This is a genomic window from Pantoea sp. S62 (assembly GCF_016658625.1).
Taxonomy (GTDB): Bacteria; Pseudomonadota; Gammaproteobacteria; order Enterobacterales; family Enterobacteriaceae; genus Pantoea; species Pantoea vagans.
Genome location: NZ_JACVVI010000005.1, coordinates 214,152 through 228,710, shown reverse-complemented (window position 1 = coordinate 228,710; position 14,559 = coordinate 214,152). Strand labels below are relative to the sequence as shown.

18 protein-coding genes are annotated in these 14,559 nt (G+C 57.3%); all 18 read right to left on the bottom strand.

The features are described 5' to 3' along the window. Positions 1-309: 309 nt before the first annotated feature. The 18 genes from IBT54_RS10235 to IBT54_RS10150 all read right to left on the bottom strand — a co-directional run bounded on the left by IBT54_RS10235 (position 310) and on the right by IBT54_RS10150 (position 14,530). Positions 310-1,989 carry a hypothetical protein gene (locus IBT54_RS10235; RefSeq protein ID WP_201252117.1) on the bottom strand — a complete coding sequence of 560 codons (1,680 nt, stop codon included), beginning with the start codon at positions 1,987-1,989 and terminating at the stop codon, positions 310-312. 2 nt (positions 1,990-1,991) lie between these two features. Then, positions 1,992-2,531, bottom strand: a complete 540-nt coding sequence (locus tag IBT54_RS10230; protein WP_187494307.1) for a hypothetical protein — start codon at positions 2,529-2,531, stop codon at positions 1,992-1,994. Then, positions 2,503-3,228, bottom strand: coding sequence for a hypothetical protein (locus tag IBT54_RS10225; RefSeq protein ID WP_201252145.1), 726 nt, complete (start codon positions 3,226-3,228; stop codon positions 2,503-2,505). Before IBT54_RS10225 ends, IBT54_RS10230 begins: the two co-directional genes overlap by 29 nt. After that, positions 3,218-3,748, bottom strand: a complete 531-nt coding sequence (locus IBT54_RS10220) for a tail fiber assembly protein (protein ID WP_201252116.1) — start codon at positions 3,746-3,748, stop codon at positions 3,218-3,220. Before IBT54_RS10220 ends, IBT54_RS10225 begins: the two co-directional genes overlap by 11 nt. Beyond that, on the bottom strand, positions 3,745-5,652 hold the full coding sequence (locus IBT54_RS10215; protein ID WP_201252115.1) for a phage tail protein: 1,908 nt from the start codon (positions 5,650-5,652) through the stop codon (positions 3,745-3,747). Before IBT54_RS10215 ends, IBT54_RS10220 begins: the two co-directional genes overlap by 4 nt. Positions 5,653-5,661: 9 nt before the next feature. Next, positions 5,662-6,249: a phage tail protein gene (locus IBT54_RS10210; RefSeq protein WP_187494304.1), complete on the bottom strand. Its 588-nt coding sequence runs from the start codon at positions 6,247-6,249 to the stop codon at positions 5,662-5,664. Then, the gene (locus IBT54_RS10205; protein ID WP_201252114.1) at positions 6,242-7,426 is read right to left on the bottom strand and encodes a baseplate J/gp47 family protein; all 1,185 of its coding nucleotides are present in this window, start codon (positions 7,424-7,426) and stop codon (positions 6,242-6,244) included. The genes IBT54_RS10210 and IBT54_RS10205 overlap by 8 nt, the downstream gene beginning before the upstream one ends. Then, positions 7,423-7,752: a DUF2590 family protein gene (locus tag IBT54_RS10200; protein WP_187494302.1), complete on the bottom strand. Its 330-nt coding sequence runs from the start codon at positions 7,750-7,752 to the stop codon at positions 7,423-7,425. Before IBT54_RS10200 ends, IBT54_RS10205 begins: the two co-directional genes overlap by 4 nt. Then, a complete protein-coding gene (locus IBT54_RS10195; RefSeq protein WP_201252113.1) occupies positions 7,749-9,722 on the bottom strand; it encodes a phage tail tape measure protein in 1,974 nt (657 codons plus the stop codon). The genes IBT54_RS10200 and IBT54_RS10195 overlap by 4 nt, the downstream gene beginning before the upstream one ends. Positions 9,723-9,909: 187 nt before the next feature. After that, positions 9,910-10,173 carry a putative phage tail assembly chaperone gene (locus IBT54_RS10190; RefSeq protein WP_187494300.1) on the bottom strand — a complete coding sequence of 88 codons (264 nt, stop codon included), beginning with the start codon at positions 10,171-10,173 and terminating at the stop codon, positions 9,910-9,912. 132 nt (positions 10,174-10,305) lie between these two features. Next, a complete protein-coding gene (locus IBT54_RS10185) occupies positions 10,306-10,662 on the bottom strand; it encodes a hypothetical protein (protein WP_201252112.1) in 357 nt (118 codons plus the stop codon). Continuing rightward, complete coding sequence (locus IBT54_RS10180) at positions 10,662-11,003, bottom strand: M15 family metallopeptidase (RefSeq protein WP_182687451.1); 342 nt, start codon at positions 11,001-11,003, stop codon at positions 10,662-10,664. The genes IBT54_RS10185 and IBT54_RS10180 overlap by 1 nt, the downstream gene beginning before the upstream one ends. A 2-nt stretch (positions 11,004-11,005) precedes the next feature. After that, positions 11,006-11,290 (bottom strand): phage holin family protein, encoded by a 285-nt coding sequence (locus tag IBT54_RS10175; protein ID WP_201252111.1) that lies wholly within the window; start codon positions 11,288-11,290, stop codon positions 11,006-11,008. Positions 11,291-11,300: 10 nt separating this feature from the next. Then, the gene (locus IBT54_RS10170; protein WP_201252110.1) at positions 11,301-11,756 is read right to left on the bottom strand and encodes a phage protein; all 456 of its coding nucleotides are present in this window, start codon (positions 11,754-11,756) and stop codon (positions 11,301-11,303) included. Continuing rightward, entirely contained in the window at positions 11,753-12,889 is a 1,137-nt protein-coding gene (locus IBT54_RS10165) for a DUF2586 domain-containing protein (RefSeq protein WP_201252109.1), read from the bottom strand. The genes IBT54_RS10170 and IBT54_RS10165 overlap by 4 nt, the downstream gene beginning before the upstream one ends. Continuing rightward, positions 12,886-13,593, bottom strand: a complete 708-nt coding sequence (locus tag IBT54_RS10160) for a hypothetical protein (protein WP_201252108.1) — start codon at positions 13,591-13,593, stop codon at positions 12,886-12,888. Before IBT54_RS10160 ends, IBT54_RS10165 begins: the two co-directional genes overlap by 4 nt. Beyond that, entirely contained in the window at positions 13,590-14,081 is a 492-nt protein-coding gene (locus tag IBT54_RS10155; protein WP_201252107.1) for a phage tail protein, read from the bottom strand. The genes IBT54_RS10160 and IBT54_RS10155 overlap by 4 nt, the downstream gene beginning before the upstream one ends. Next, entirely contained in the window at positions 14,078-14,530 is a 453-nt protein-coding gene (locus tag IBT54_RS10150; protein WP_201252106.1) for a head completion/stabilization protein, read from the bottom strand. Before IBT54_RS10150 ends, IBT54_RS10155 begins: the two co-directional genes overlap by 4 nt. Positions 14,531-14,559 lie beyond the last annotated feature (29 nt).

Here is a 14,559-nt window from a genome sequence, read left to right as displayed (position 1 = left end):
TTCTGTTCAGTTGGCGAACTCTTGTAGCAAGCCAGCAGCCATGCGCTCTGGCCATGCTGTTTGTAAAAAAATAAAACTGAAAAATTTTTATGATCCAAAACCTGCAGGCGGGTGCGGTGTAGCGCCGATTTTGTCTGCGCAGCGATTATTTTGCCGGGGCTGACGCGCAGCCAGTGCCACGCTCTGCGGATGATCTGTAAGGGGTAATCGTGCGTGATGGTTGCGCCTGCGCGTGGCGCAGCGTGAGTCTGAGGCGTTCTGATGACGGGTAATAAAAAACCCGCTGTGATAGCGGGTCTGGATGCTGTCTTACTTGCCGATAACGGGGGAATACTTCGTACTGAGTGCGGCGGCCTGCTGGCCACTCTGTGCGATGACGCTGCTGTTCGTGGGCTGACCGGTTGACGGGTGCGTATGACTGGCCAGCTGTTCAGCCAGCTGCTGCACAAGTGCCACGGTATCGAGCATCAGCTGGGCAACGTTAATCTTCTCTGAACCAATCCACACCACCGGCGCGATAATTTCCTGACGCGTCCCGGCAATGCTCTGGCGCAGCTGGCCAATTTTCTCAGTCAGTGCCTGCCCGACTTTTATGGCCGCGCTGCCGGTGACGTCTGTTTCCGCATTACCGCCCACTGTAATCAGCTGGCTCTGCTGCACGGCCACGCTGTAACTGCCGGTAGTGACATGCTGAATGGCTCCGGCCATCAGTGACGCCGTTCCGATCACCGTGGTCCTGTCCGTTGCTTTCACAGTCGTTTCCCTGCTGACCAGCTCACGCTTTTCAGTATCGGCTTTAACCTCCCGGCTCATGGACGTTTCACGGATGGCCTGATCGGTCTGGCGCTCCCAGTCTCCCGCCTGTGTTACCCGCTGTGATACTTCCGCGCGCTGCTGCTGCAGCTGTTCTCCCGGCTTAACGTCCGGCAGGCTGGTCCCTTCCGGCATCGTCTGGCGCACAAACGGCTTGTCCGGGCGTCCGCCGGTAAAACCGACCTCAACCAGCGTACCCTCTGGCGGGAACTGGAACATACCGGAATCATTACCGGCCATCGGTACGGGTAACGGCACGGCAGGATAAACCGGCGTACTGCCGTCCGGATTGCCGTCAGCATCAAGCAGCTGCAGATCGACGGCATAGCGCGGCCTGAAGGGGTCAGCAAAGTTTCCGCTTTTAACCGCCTCTGTCGGGGCAACAACGCGCGCCATTTTAGGCAGGTGCAGGCCGCTGGCCAGCTCCGGGTAATGGCTTTCAACCTGACGCTGCACCGGTGTTTTCTGTAGCGGCTGACCTGTTGTGCGGTTTCGCGGCGTCCAGGTGATTGTCATGGTGTCGCTGTTCAGCTGCACCTTTGTGACGCGCTGGCCGTTCACCTCTACGCCCGGACGAAGTGACTGAATCACAGGTACGGTCATCGTATTGCCACCGGCAGTGGACTGGCTGAACTCCGGCGGAATATCCACCGGCTTACCGGCAAACAGCGCCTTTTCAGCGCCGCCCAGATACATGCTGCCATCGGGCAGCTGATACCAGATGTAATCGGCAACCCCGAAGGCGCGCCCCAGACTGGCCAGCAGCTGAAATCCCGTGCCGCTGTGCGTGAAATGCGGGATCGGCCTGTCGCTGTAATCTGCCTGCGGCACGGTGACAGTCAGGCCGCTGTGTTCTTCCAGCCAGGCGGCAATCTGGCGAAGCGTCGGGTGCTGGAAGGCGCACGGCCAGGCGCGATCAAATACGCCGCACAGCTCCCGGATGAAAAGGCGCTGATAGCCGGTTTCTGAAGGCTGCGAGCGCTCCACGTATCCGGTAAACCAGCGCAGCAGCCGGTCAGGGTAGCCGGTGTCAATGCGGACCATTTTGCCGGTGTAATCCGTGCTGGTCTTTGCCGTGATAAAGCCACGGCCACAGCTGTTAAGCTCCAGTACCAGAGCGGCATCCGTCAGATGCACTTCGTCAGTTGACAGGTAAAGCCGGGTTACAGGTTTCATCGCTATTCCAGTGCGTCGTTCACCGGCTTAAGCACTTTGCGCTCAAACCACGTCATTTGTTCTTCGCTCTCGCCTGCGGCCTGCCCTTTACCGCCCGCGCTGCCGGTCTGTTTCGTGGCCGTGGTTTTACCGCTTGCGCGCGCTTCACGCTTTTCCTGAACGCTGACATGCTCAGTCAGCGTGAACGTTATCAGCCAGGACATTTTTCCTTCCTGCTGCGGTGCGTCCACGTTGCCGGTGAAAGTCGCCTCACGAAAACTCACCGCGCGCGCTACCTCATGCGCCACGCGGTATTTCTGCCGCTGGCCACTGGCATCAGTTGCAGACGCCAGCTCAAAAATGCGCTTCAGCAGGGCAATATCACTGAACCCGATTTCGCCGCTGATCCGCAGCTCTTTTCCCTTGATGCCCTGCTCTGCTTTTGCCGTTGAACTGGTCTGCCCGGACTGGTCTTTGTCCTGAAAAGCCATTGAAACGGTCACCCGCATATTTTTAAGCGGGATGCCCTCACCGTTAAGCGCCAGCGTCGGGTTTGTACTCATGGATCATGCCTCTTATTCCTTCAAGATTGTCACCGACCAGCATCACCGCAGCCGTATGCACAGCGGACGGCTGCGGAATGTCTTTCACCAGCTGCGTGAGCGTAGTCACCACGTCGCCGCTGCCGGTAAACACCCATGCCCGTGCGCTTTTGCCCTGCAGATCGCCCAGCCCGGCGGCAATGTCTGCCAGCATGGCATCACGTTTCTGGCCAAACGCAGCCAGCTGCGCTTTCAGCCCGTCAAGCCCTGCCGCCGCGCCTGCTTCGCTCTGTGCCTGTTTCACGGCAGCGGCTGCAAACGCGGCGCGGCTGGATGGCACGGACAGCGGCACTGACGGCGGCAGCGCAGCGCTCATACCTGCAGGCAGCTGCATCTTTTCCGTGGCCAGCGTGGCGGCTGACTGCGCCAGCCGCTTTACCTGCACAAACGCCGGTGCCGGAAAAACCTCAGTCAGCTGGTTCAGTGAGGACATAAAACTGTCATGCGTCTGGTTGGCCACCATCAAAATCACCACGTCAGACTTTCCGCCGATGCCTGCCAGCTTCTGCGCCAGATAGGCCGTGGCGTTAACCGGACTCAGATACGCGCCGTTATCGGTTTGCTGTCCCAGCCCGTAAATCCACGGATGCACCGGGACCATGCTGCAATTCAGCGCGGTCACTGCATCCGTCAGCGCCAGCCGCGCCTCACGCCACATCATTCAGCTCCGGCCATACAATGTTATCCGGGTCTGAAACATCAAGCTCAATCAGATCAAGGCGGTAATTTTTCAGCGCTGTCAGACGGGCAGACTGCTCAGCGGTTGCTCTGCCCAGCTCTACCGCATCCAGTAGCGGGGACATTTCTGCAACCGCATCAGCAATAAGTGACAGGCGTTTTTTATCTGCCAGCTCAACCCTTTCAGCCTGGGTGTAGGTGCGCGGGACGATTGCGGAACCGTCAAACATCCATGAACCATCAATTGAGATACCTTCGGGAACCGCTTCTTTTTCGACTTCAGCAACGGAATATCCGCCAGGGTAAAGGCGCGATGCGTCAAACCCGAAAGAACGGATCACGCCGTCGCTGTCAAAGCAGACTTTAAGCGTGTCATCGCTGAAGCGCATACGGTGAAAATACCAGTCCTCACCTTTCTCACTCTGAAAATAAAGCGCGGGGATCATTAAATCCGCATATTCCGGAATGTACTGCGTGAAATTTTTGAGTATTAACATCATGCCGTATGCCCTACATTTACCCATCCCATTGACGGGACATATTTCTGAATGGGACGGTAAAACACCGTATCCCCGCCGGGGTTATCGCCTTCATAATTCCAGCCGGTCATCACACAACCACCGGGAACACGTTGCTGGCCGTTTTTAACAATGAGGAATGCGCCCTCACCACCCAGAGCAACATCCTGAACCCTGTTCAGCTGCGCATCATTTGCTTTGTTCCAGGCATCATTAGCTCTGCCATTTACCGCGTTGATAGTGTTATTTACGTTACCAAGTTGGCCGTTAATCCAGTTGCTAATCCATCCTCCCCAGATAGAGCCGTAAACATTGCCATCGGTAGAGACAATGGCCCCTCCTGCGTAAAGCGCGGCCGGTGCCCTGAAACTACCGTCATTGCGGAATGCAAAGGAATGGACCACGCCAAAACCATCCACCAGAACCTCTGCAAACGCATAATTGCCGATAACTTCAACCATGCGAAAACAGGCCGACGCGCCATCCTTAAAATCCCTGTCGCCGCCTCGGTTTTTGAGACAGGATCGAAACAAAGGCGCATAAAGTGCCTGTCCCGTGTTACCACTTTTGGTATTGGAAATTACGGTAACGCTGGCTTCCTCATTCAGCGTGCCGCCGGTGACAGGATAAGCGCCAGTTTGTGCCGCACTCGGCGGGTTAGCCGTGGTAAATAGCGCCCCTACATCTGTTGTATCCACTGTCGCGTGCAGCTTTCCGTCATCGCCCCAGTCAATAAAAATACTGTGTGCGCCTGAAGAATGTTTACCGCCATTAGCCTGCACGGCTTTGTAGTTACCGACCTGATCCAGTGAAAGAGCCTTTCGCGCTTCGTTTTTATCAGCAAGGTCTTTAAGATTTTCAGATGCCTTCAGTCGCGAACTGGCATTATCGTTTGCCGCTTTTACCGCTTTAGGCGTTGCTGCAGCCGTTTCGCTGGCGCTGTCTGTTGCACTGCTCAGCTGAACGAAGCCCTTTTCTTTAAGTGTCGCATCCGGGTGATTGCGTGATTGCTCATGTTTTCTCAGCGCATCACTGGCCTGCTGATTATCCAGCGACCCCTTGGGGCGCAGGTCTGTGATATTCCCGGCAGCGTCAATGCTCGCCAGCGCGGACACGTAATGCTTAACACCGTCCAGCTCATAATCAGCAAGATCAGCCGCCACAGTGATTTTGCTCTGCACGCCCCAGACGCTGGCCAGCGTCCCGGTAAAGCACACGTCCAGCCATACTTTTACCGGCTTCACGCCGACCGTAATATTCTGGTCAGCATCCAGCTGGGCGCGCAGGCCGCCCACGTATCCCGCACCACGGGAAACAAAAAACTGCGTGCCGCTTTTGCCGACCAGCCAGCCGTCACCGAAAAACGCCGCCGGGCCGTAAATATCGGTGTTTTCCAGCCGCTGACGTTCATCCATCGCCCCCATGCGCGCGGTGAAATCAATCTGCCACGTTTCCGCTGGCGTACTGATATCGGTTTCCTGCTGTGCGCCGCTGTACTCCATCAGGAATGAACGTGTCAGAACGTTGCCCTGCTGGCCCTCGCGCGTTTTCAGCTTCTGCTGTGCCGGGGCATGTACGATCATGGCCAGCGTGCCGGTTGCGCTGTTCACCAGGCCAATCCAGTTAAACGTAAAATCGCCCGTGTCCGCGCCCAGTACCACCGAATGCACCACCGCATTCTGATTCACCACGCCTTTGCGCGTGACCGCCTGCCGGTGAACGATTTGTGCCTCTGGCGGGATGCCCTCACTGCGGTCTACCGGCTTAGCCGGATCGAGGCCCGGCACGTTCGCAAAAATAAACCCATCCAGTAAAACCGGCTCACCGGATTCCGCCTGGCGCGCTTTCCACTGCTCAAATGCTGTCGTGATAACTGTCTGTGACATAGTTTTTCCTTAAATTCCTGCGCTGAACGTCGCGCTGGCCACGTCCGCCCCGGCGATGCGCGCCGGATATACCACATATTCACCCTGGTCCCAGCCTGCACGGATGGCGAATGGCTGCGAGGTGATCACCTCAAACTGATAGCGGCGGCACGTCCTGCCGTATTGCTGGATAATCTGAAGCAGCAGCTGCGCGTTGTCCGCAATCTGGCTGTCTGAAACCCGCACCTGTATTACGTCCCAGTCAATGCCGGGCTGGCGCTCGACCAGCTCCACATAGCCAATCCCCAGACGCTCAAAAATGCTGATAAACCCTGCCACGGACCCGGCATCGCGCGCGTTAATAAACGCAAACGCTACGCGCCTGCGGAACAGTGAAAGCGGCTCACCGTTGAAGCGGGTAATATCCCGGTCATACGCCAGCAGATTCAGCAGCGGTTCAGAACAGGTCAGCGGATCAAACTGGCTGACCGGCCACGTAATCCAGCCGTAAACCTGCGCCCAGAATCGGCGCGCGGCTTTCAGAAGTTTGTCTGGCTCCCCTTTGCGCATCCACGTGGGCAGACGCAACCCGGCCAGCTTTTTATCGAAATCAGTCATGTTCAATGCTCACTGTCAGGCTGTTAAGACGCGGCACGCTCAGATCACTGACGATATCGTCCAGCGAAAAGATGACCGAATCGACCTCCGGAAACGTCCTGTGCAGCTCACGCCCAAGATTCGAAAATGAAAAGCGTGCGTAGGGCCACGTCTTTTTAACGTCATAGTCAGCGTTTTCGCGGAATGCGCTGCGGATCAGGTTTCCGGCGTTTTTTATCAGCAGCGCCTGATTTTCGGCTGTTACGTTGTCCAGGTTCTTGAGATACATTTTCACGCTCAGATCGTGCCGGGTTTCCGGCATTGCGAAGCACTGCATATCATCACCGTGGCCGTGATGGCCCTGTGTGTTGATGTAGTCATTCACCGCCGTAATAAACGGCTCTGACAGCACGCCGGAATCCAGCAGAAGATAAGCATTTGCCGTTCCCGGCCCGCGCGGCGCATCGTGCAGGAAGAAAATCCGATCAATGCTCAGCCCTACTACCCCGGCAATCATTGAGCGGTAAACCGCGTCTGTATGGTAGTTACCCACCAGGTTAAACTGATTGCGGCAGCGCTCGCGCAGCTCGTCATCACTCTCTTCATCTGCGCCCGGCACGGTCAGCCAGTCTTCCTCACTCTCCGCCTGCGTGATGCCGGTGACGGCCACCGGCAGGATGCGGTAATAACCCGGCGCAAGGTTCCAGGCGGCCCCCACATCTGACGCACGCACCGGGATCAGCGCGCTGGCCACCCCTGCCGGAATGGTGAAATCAGCAACGGTCACCAGCTCGTAAACCACGCCATTAATGCGCTCAGTCTGGATACGCGTACCGGCCTGCACGGTCACATCTGCCCCGGCGCTTTCCTTAGTGAACCGGATCACGCCCTCAGCCCGGCTGGCCGGTTTTGCCGTGACGTTGACCGCCCACGCCAGCAGGCGCAGCATCTGGCCGCCTGCCGTGGCCACGAACATATTCACCAGCACCGTATTGATCATGACGTCTGCCAGCCAGAGCACCGGCGCGGTGATAATGGCCGTGACCAGTCGCCAGAACGGCGACATGCGCGACGTGTTGGTGATAAGCCCCTCCTGCGCGGCAATAGCCGTAAAGCGCGCTTTCAGCTCCGCTTCAGTCACCGGCATCCCGCTTTCTTTTACTACCTGCGTAAAATCCACCTGCGGTTTGTCCGTCATATATCCACCCCGTAAGACAGTGCGCCGAAATCGTATGTGCTGGCCGTCACCCAGAGGCGTGACAGGCTTTCTTCTGTCAGCTCAATGGTGCCGGGGATAATCCGTTCATCGTCCTCAATCAGTAATTCAAGCCGCGTCAGGATATCCGCACGCATCGTCGGGCTGCGCTCCGCGATTAACTCCGTCAGCAGCCCGGATTCAAGGATTGCGTGTGCAATATCCTGCTGAATACTTTTTCGGTTATTACAGGTGACCGGTTCTTTACCGGTATTTAAAACAAAGTTTCCGTTTTCAATCAGAAGATCGATATACAGTAATTCACTCATCCCGCCAGCTCCTGCCATTCCATTAGCTGCTGCGGCGTCATGCCGCCACCTGTATTAATTTCCACTTTTTCGATGCGTTTACTGTTATCCGTTACGCTCCGGCTGCTGCTGGAAATGGTTTTATTAATTCCGCCTGTCTCAACACCTTTTAACTGGCCGCCGGTTGTCAGGTTATTTTCGACGCGCGGCGGCGGTGCGGCAGGCTCCCCAAATTCCGCAATATCCACGCCGGGAATTTTATTTATTTTGCTGATAATCCAGTTCAGTGAACTCAGCGCGGTTTTTTTAATGTTGTCCCACAGGTTCGCGAAGAGGTTCATTATCCCGCTGGCCATATTCCCCAGCGTTTGCGTCACGGAAAAACCGGACAGCAGCGACACGAAACTCTGCCAGCCTTCGCTGATAAACGCCCAGGCTTTGCCAAATACACCGGCTACAGCGGCCACCGCGCCGGATACAACCTGAAAGGCTTCGGTGTTCATCACGGCGGCTTTGATTGCATCCCAGTGCGCGATCAGCAGATAGCAGCCTGCGGCCAGCAATGCAACTGCGCCAATGATCAGCAAAATCGGCCAGCTCATGAAGTTAATGGCCACACCGGTCATTACCGATGCCATGCGCACGGCCAGCAGTACGCCGCGCAGGGTTCGCATAACTATCGCGTAAGCCTTAACCGCTGCCCCAGCTAGCCAGATCGCCCCGGTGTAAAGGCGCGTTACCAGCAGCAGCCCCATCACGATGCCGCGCAGCCCGGTCATAACAAACGTGGCCATGCCCATCACGATATTGGCCACCGCGCCTGCACCGGCAAAGCTCAGCACGGCCAGCGCCACATATCCGACCACGCGCGCGATGTTCGGAAACATCTGCATCCAGCGCGCGAACGTCTGCCCCATATCCGCCAGGCGGTTCAGTAGCGGATAAATCACCGGAATCAGCGTCAGACCGATCACGCGCCGGATGGCTTCCAGAATTTGAATAAACCGGTCCCACGGCTTAACCATCTTCGCGGCCATTTCCTGCGTGCGCTTAAGCCCGTCATTGCCGCCCAGCTCGGTGATGTTTCGCTGCAGTGCGGTCACGTTGCCCCAAAGCTGTTTGACCACCGCTGAACTGTCACCGAACGCATCATCCAGCGCCTTCTGCGCCTCCACGTTGCCGGTGATACTCGCGCCGTATTTAGCCTGCAGCTTGATCAGGATTTCCGGCATGGACAGCATCTTTCCGGATTCATTTTTGAAGCTCATGCCCAGCTTTTTCGCGCCTTCCTCAGCACCGGTCAGGAATCCTTCATACGAACCGGACGCCTCTGTACCCAGCGTGCGTTGCAGCTCCCCCATCACGGCAAGCTGCTCATTAAGGCCGATGCCGTAGTTTGTGCCGACGCCGCGTGCGCCCTCCATCAAATCTTTAATTGCGCCCATTTCCACGCCGAAGCGCTGACGCATAAACGCCACTTTCCCCGAAAGCTGCTCCGCAAACTGCACGTTGCCCAGGCGCTCCGCATCCTCACGGAAGTTGCCGAACATCTGCCCCATGAACTCTGCCGACTCCGCTGCTGTACTACCCAGCGCAGCGGCGGTCAGGTTGGCAATCCGGGTAACCTTCGGCAGCTCGTCACCGGTCAGGCCGCTTATGGCGGCGTTAATGCTGGCCGTTGACTGCACAAACTCCACGGCGCTTTTGCCGTAGGTCATCGCAAAAAGGTTCGCGTCCTTTTCAACCTGCTGCAGCGCTGTGCTGTCGATGCCGCGCGCGGTCTGCTCCTGCAGCGCGTCATACATTTCAATGGCCGGACCCAGCGCGCCTTTGATGGCCTGACCCACGCCCCACAGCGCCGCGCCGCCAACACCAACGCGCTGAAACGCTGAGCGGGACTGGTCTGCAAATTCCGTGACGCCTGCCTGTGCCTGACGAAGCGGCCGCGTTACCTTGTCGATCAGCGATAACGTAAATTCCAGCTGTTTCATTCGCTTCCCTTAAACGCCAGCGCAATGCCGTTTGCTATGGCAATGCGCTGGTTTTCCCAGTGCCGGTTATCAAGCCACAGCGCGGCGGCAAGGTTATCCACGCTGTCATCCTCTCCGGGCAGCCAGCGACGGCGTAAAATCAGATATTGTTCGAGTCCGTTGGCGTCAATATTACGGACCCGCTCACTTAGTTTTTTACGGTGATTTCCAGCTCAGGTGTATATTCTTCCAGCACCTTACCCACAATCTGTAATGCCGCACCCGGCAGCGCCAGTAATTCCTGCAGCGCGTCTTTTGTTTCCGGCGTTACAATACGGACCAGAAAGTTATGCGCCGGGGAAACTTTATTTCCCATCGTGATTTCGTTGATATATTTGTTATAGGCGGTGACGTTCGGCGTAAAAGAAACGTCTTTGCCTGCGATGGTCATTTCAATTTTTTTATCACTCATGCTTTCTTCTCTCTTAAATTAATTTCGTCAATAAGCTGGTTATGGCGCGCCGCGCAGGTTGAATAAATATCAATCCACTGAATTAATAATTCTGCTGCGGCTCTGCCGTTGGTGCCGTTTAATCGGGGAAGATTAACGGGACATTTTGTTTTTAGATTTTCCTGATAGGGTATGCTCTGCGTTTTCACTGGCGGCGTTGTACAGCCTGAAATAATCACCAGACAGACAATCATTACTGAAAACGGGCTTATCCAGTTCAGCGCGGATGCCTGCCGGTATCGCACCTTTTAATTCCTCCAGTTTGTTTTCAAGCTGCCTGGCGGATTCGCTTGCCACGCCCTGCAACTGATCACGCGCCCTGTCAGCGGCAATCCCGGCGGCACGCTCTGCGACCAGCTCCATGCTGTCGCGCTTCCACTCCGCGCCGGTCCAACCTGCCAGAAACGCCAGCCCCAGACCGGCCAGCAAAAACAGCACGTTTCTGGCCATCAGCGAACACCGTTATGCTCAAGGCTGAAGTGGTTACCATCCGGATTCGACTTAAAACGCCCGCCCCAGCTGCCGCCCAGTGATTCCCAGTATTCACCCAGCGCCCGGTAATCCTCGGTGCGGGTTTTATACTCGCCGTTAACAAACAGGTTAAAATCCACCGCCAGCCGCTGCGTGTGCAGACTGTTGGCGATGCCGCTGCCCTTCTTCGCATTCAGCGCGGCCTGCTCCGGCGTGCGGTATGCCTCCCCGAACGTCAGGCGCATCCCGCGATCATTTGCCCAGGTGATCAGCTGTGCAATCAGCCCGGTAAATAACTGCTGCTTTTCCGATAGCGTCACTTTCACTTCTCCTTATCGTCGCCACCCAGACGGCGGCGCAACCACATTTCGCAGAACTGATAACCCAGAATCCCCAGTCCCGCCCCGACCCCGTTCACCGCCAGCGGCGACATATCCGGGAACTGCACCAGTGCCGCACCTGCCGCGACCGAAATGGCCGACCCCAGAATGACGCGCCCCACAATCAGGCGCGGCGTGATTTTTTCATTACTGGCCAGCACCTTGCCCAGCGCGATAATCCCGCCGAGCACCAGCAGCTGCATCAGTGTTTTTTCATGGTCCTGCATCGTATCCCCGTTAGCTGATCAGGCTTTCCGTTGCCGCCGCTTCCAGATACGGCACGCCGTTAATATTCACGAACTTCGGACTGGTCACGAAGTACTTCACCTTGTGCGTGCTGACAGCGCCGCCCTTCGGATCGATATCCAGCACGTTACTCAGCACCAGTTTGCAGCCAAAGGCTTCCACCTTCGTTTCTTCGCTGCCGACCTTCGCATAAAACAGAAAGTCCAGCGTATCGATGCCGCGCCATGACCCGGCGGCACGCGCCTTCGCGGTCAGCTGCTGAAAGGTTTTGCTGCTCAGCTCAATCTCACCTTCTGCAGCGACTTCCCCGGCTACGTGTCCGTCAGGGACGCCGCGCGTGGACGCCGCCGCCGTGCTGTCCGTGATATCGAGTGAGATTTTTTCGACGTGAAGTAATTCCCCGTCGATGTTTACATCGAATGACTGACCGCTGATGCGCTGACTCATGCTGCCCCCTCAGTGCTGTCCAGGCTGGTATCCAGTAGCAGCCCCACGGTAATTTCCTTTGGTGATTCAACCGGACGCATCACGATATAAATCTCCACCTGTTTAGCGCTTTTCCAGCTGATTGATACGTCACCGTCGCGCGGCGATTTCACCTCACCGGGGAAACGGATGCCGTTAATCTGGACTGACTGCGACATTTCACGCAGCGGCTTCGCAAAACTCTGCTGCGCGGCGGCAATGCTGCCCGGCGTGCTGTTCAGCGTGCGGTCAGCGATTCGGGCGATGGCCAGCAGGCGCACGCGGCGTGCAATTTTGTCAGCAATTCGCACGTACTCGATAACCTGATAATCCCCGCCTTCCACATCCAGCGTGCGCCCGTCGGACCAGTAAAGCCCGTCATAATCCGGATACCACATCGGCACGCTGAAACGCAGCTTTTCCAGCGCCTGCAGCGTGGCCAGCTCAAGCACTTTGTCAGTGCCATCTACCGGCAGGCTGTCACTGCCCAGACTTACCAGCGCCCCGGTTTTCACGCGCGCCGGGCTGTCAGCAATGGTCACGGCGCGGTTACAGAGGCGACCTGCCAGCACGCCCGGCTCATTGCCCCACAGGCGCGGAACCAGCTGCACCGCTGACGCAGAAATTCCGCTCTGCAGCTTACTCATGCGCGTCAGATAATCCGCCCAGGCTTCGCCAGTCTCCGGACCGCCAACTGACAGAATGAACCACACCCAGCGTCCGAACTTCGCCAGCAGCGCGCTGCGAAGCGAGGCGGCAGCGTTAATCTCTTTCTTATCCGGAACATCCGCGCACAACACGACCCCTTCCACGGATGCCACCTGCTGCGCGCTCAGTACGGCATCTGCCCATGCCGACAGCTCTGCATCTTCGGCCAGGACGTGAACGAATGCGGACCAGTTCTGACCGGCATTTTCCAGCGCGGCCATAACCTGACTTTTCAGCACCGAATCCGCCGCACCCAGCTGCGCATCAAAATCGGTCTGCGTATTAACCGCCAGCGTCTTCCCGGCGTTAGTTGCGCCGCGTCCGATAAAGAGCACGACGCGCTCAATATCCTTTGTTTCACCCTGCAGCTGATTAAGCTGATTGACCGTTACATTTGGCCAGCTCATACCCTTCCCCTGATATCCTGCGCATTAACGTCCCAGCCGTAGCCAATGGCCTGCAGCTGGCGCGCCAGCGCCTTATTGAAATCGTCGCTGCCCATCCCAAGAAACGGACGGGACGGCACATCGACAGTCCATACCGTTTTTGCCGCCCGCCCTGTCAGCTTGCGGATCAGCAGACCGGCCTGCGCATATCCCATCGTTTCGGTAATTTCCTTAAACGGCGGCTTACGCCAGCGCTTACCGCGCCTTACCCTGTAGCCCAGCTTTCGCAGCCGTTTAGCCTGCGCCAGCGTGGCCATTTTCCCTGCCGGTGCGGTGCGACCCTTACCGCGCGCCCTGACGCTGGTTTTCATGCCTTCCTGCTGCGCGTAACCCACGGTCCCTGCCGGTACTGCTTTGTCCCCATTTCGGTATCCGCCGCCCTGCAGATAAAGCCGGACGGCTTCAATTTCGGGCATTTCGCGGATATGCAGCAGGTTCGGCAGATTGCGCAGCATCTTCCCCCTGCGTCGCGTTTTTCTTGCCTGCCACGGCGTGCCGTCCGGTGACTGCTGATTACGCACGTTGCGCTTTGCCGCCGGGATCACGCCATATTTCGCCATGCGCCAGATAAGCCGCTGGCGCTTTTTGTCGGGCAGCTCCAGCTTTGCAATCTCGCGGCGCATGTCACGCAGCTGCGCGGCGTTAATCTCCGCCCCGAAAATCACTCCTCAACCTCCGTGTAAATCATCGCGCTCAGCGCCGTCCAGATTTCCGGATCGGCCAGCCGGTAGCGTCCGCCCTGATAAGGAACCGGCCCGTTTTCGTCCGGCACGATAATCAGCCGTTCCGCCATCGGCACCGTAACGGTCACAATTGCGGCTTCCTCGTCTATCAGCTCAATGTCCCAGTCCGGATCGGCATTAGTGATGCCGACCTGGCTGAATAAATCCCGGTCCTCTGTATCAGTCGCCTGCCACACTTCCAGCAGCGCCATCAGCAGACGCGGATCACACTCACGGTACGGGAAGCGCTCCCAGATTAGCTCTGCGTCATAGCGGATCACCGAAAGCTGCACCTGCCCCAGCCCCATATCACGCGCGGCGGGAATGGTTTTAAGTCCCGTCATTTCACTGGTGAATGACTGCATGGCACGCTGTGGCATTTCTGACTTAATAAAGCTGGTCAGTGATTCAAGCTGACTTTCTGTGCTCATACCTGCCTCACCGTGGCGCGCTTAAGCCCCTTAATCAGGCGGATAGTCACCGACGCCTCCGCCAGCAATCCCTTGCGCGTTTCATCGCTCTCCTGTCCCGGATGCGACTCGCGGCGGCCAACAGACGCAAACTCACCCATCAGGTCCGCTTTTGCCCTGGCATACACCGCCTTTTTATACTGCGCCGCCAGCTGACTGATGCCGTTCATGCTGACCCCCGGCACGTCAGCAGCGGTCTGGTATCCTGCCGCCCGGTGCTTTTCCTGCACACCGGCAAGCCCGCTGTTTACCTCCGCTGCCGACGTAAGCAGCGCATTCGCCACTGTTTCCGCGTCTACGTCAGCCGGAATACTGCGGCTGCGCTGGAAGTCTGACAGGTTCATATCCGGCCAGAATCCGTCATTGGTCAGCGGGCTGTCCTGGTATTCAATCGGCTTGCCACTGAACATAAAATCCCCCTTAAAAAGGTGGGCTGACC

What these genes read in the sequence shown, in the direction of transcription:
- IBT54_RS10235 (WP_201252117.1), bottom strand. Translation starts at nt 1,989, where the DNA reads ATGAAACCTGTAACCCGGCTTTACCTGTCAACTGACGAAGTGCATCTG.
- IBT54_RS10230 (WP_187494307.1), bottom strand. Translation starts at nt 2,531, where the DNA reads ATGAGTACAAACCCGACGCTGGCGCTTAACGGTGAGGGCATCCCGCTT.
- IBT54_RS10225 (WP_201252145.1), bottom strand. Translation starts at nt 3,228, where the DNA reads ATGTGGCGTGAGGCGCGGCTGGCGCTGACGGATGCAGTGACCGCGCTG.
- IBT54_RS10220 (WP_201252116.1), bottom strand. Translation starts at nt 3,748, where the DNA reads ATGATGTTAATACTCAAAAATTTCACGCAGTACATTCCGGAATATGCG.
- IBT54_RS10215 (WP_201252115.1), bottom strand. Translation starts at nt 5,652, where the DNA reads ATGTCACAGACAGTTATCACGACAGCATTTGAGCAGTGGAAAGCGCGC.
- IBT54_RS10210 (WP_187494304.1), bottom strand. Translation starts at nt 6,249, where the DNA reads ATGACTGATTTCGATAAAAAGCTGGCCGGGTTGCGTCTGCCCACGTGG.
- IBT54_RS10205 (WP_201252114.1), bottom strand. Translation starts at nt 7,426, where the DNA reads ATGACGGACAAACCGCAGGTGGATTTTACGCAGGTAGTAAAAGAAAGC.
- IBT54_RS10200 (WP_187494302.1), bottom strand. Translation starts at nt 7,752, where the DNA reads ATGAGTGAATTACTGTATATCGATCTTCTGATTGAAAACGGAAACTTT.
- IBT54_RS10195 (WP_201252113.1), bottom strand. Translation starts at nt 9,722, where the DNA reads ATGAAACAGCTGGAATTTACGTTATCGCTGATCGACAAGGTAACGCGG.
- IBT54_RS10190 (WP_187494300.1), bottom strand. Translation starts at nt 10,173, where the DNA reads ATGAGTGATAAAAAAATTGAAATGACCATCGCAGGCAAAGACGTTTCT.
- IBT54_RS10185 (WP_201252112.1), bottom strand. Translation starts at nt 10,662, where the DNA reads ATGGCCAGAAACGTGCTGTTTTTGCTGGCCGGTCTGGGGCTGGCGTTT.
- IBT54_RS10175 (WP_201252111.1), bottom strand. Translation starts at nt 11,290, where the DNA reads ATGCAGGACCATGAAAAAACACTGATGCAGCTGCTGGTGCTCGGCGGG.
- IBT54_RS10170 (WP_201252110.1), bottom strand. Translation starts at nt 11,756, where the DNA reads ATGAGTCAGCGCATCAGCGGTCAGTCATTCGATGTAAACATCGACGGG.
- IBT54_RS10165 (WP_201252109.1), bottom strand. Translation starts at nt 12,889, where the DNA reads ATGAGCTGGCCAAATGTAACGGTCAATCAGCTTAATCAGCTGCAGGGT.
- IBT54_RS10155 (WP_201252107.1), bottom strand. Translation starts at nt 14,081, where the DNA reads ATGAGCACAGAAAGTCAGCTTGAATCACTGACCAGCTTTATTAAGTCA.
- IBT54_RS10150 (WP_201252106.1), bottom strand. Translation starts at nt 14,530, where the DNA reads ATGTTCAGTGGCAAGCCGATTGAATACCAGGACAGCCCGCTGACCAAT.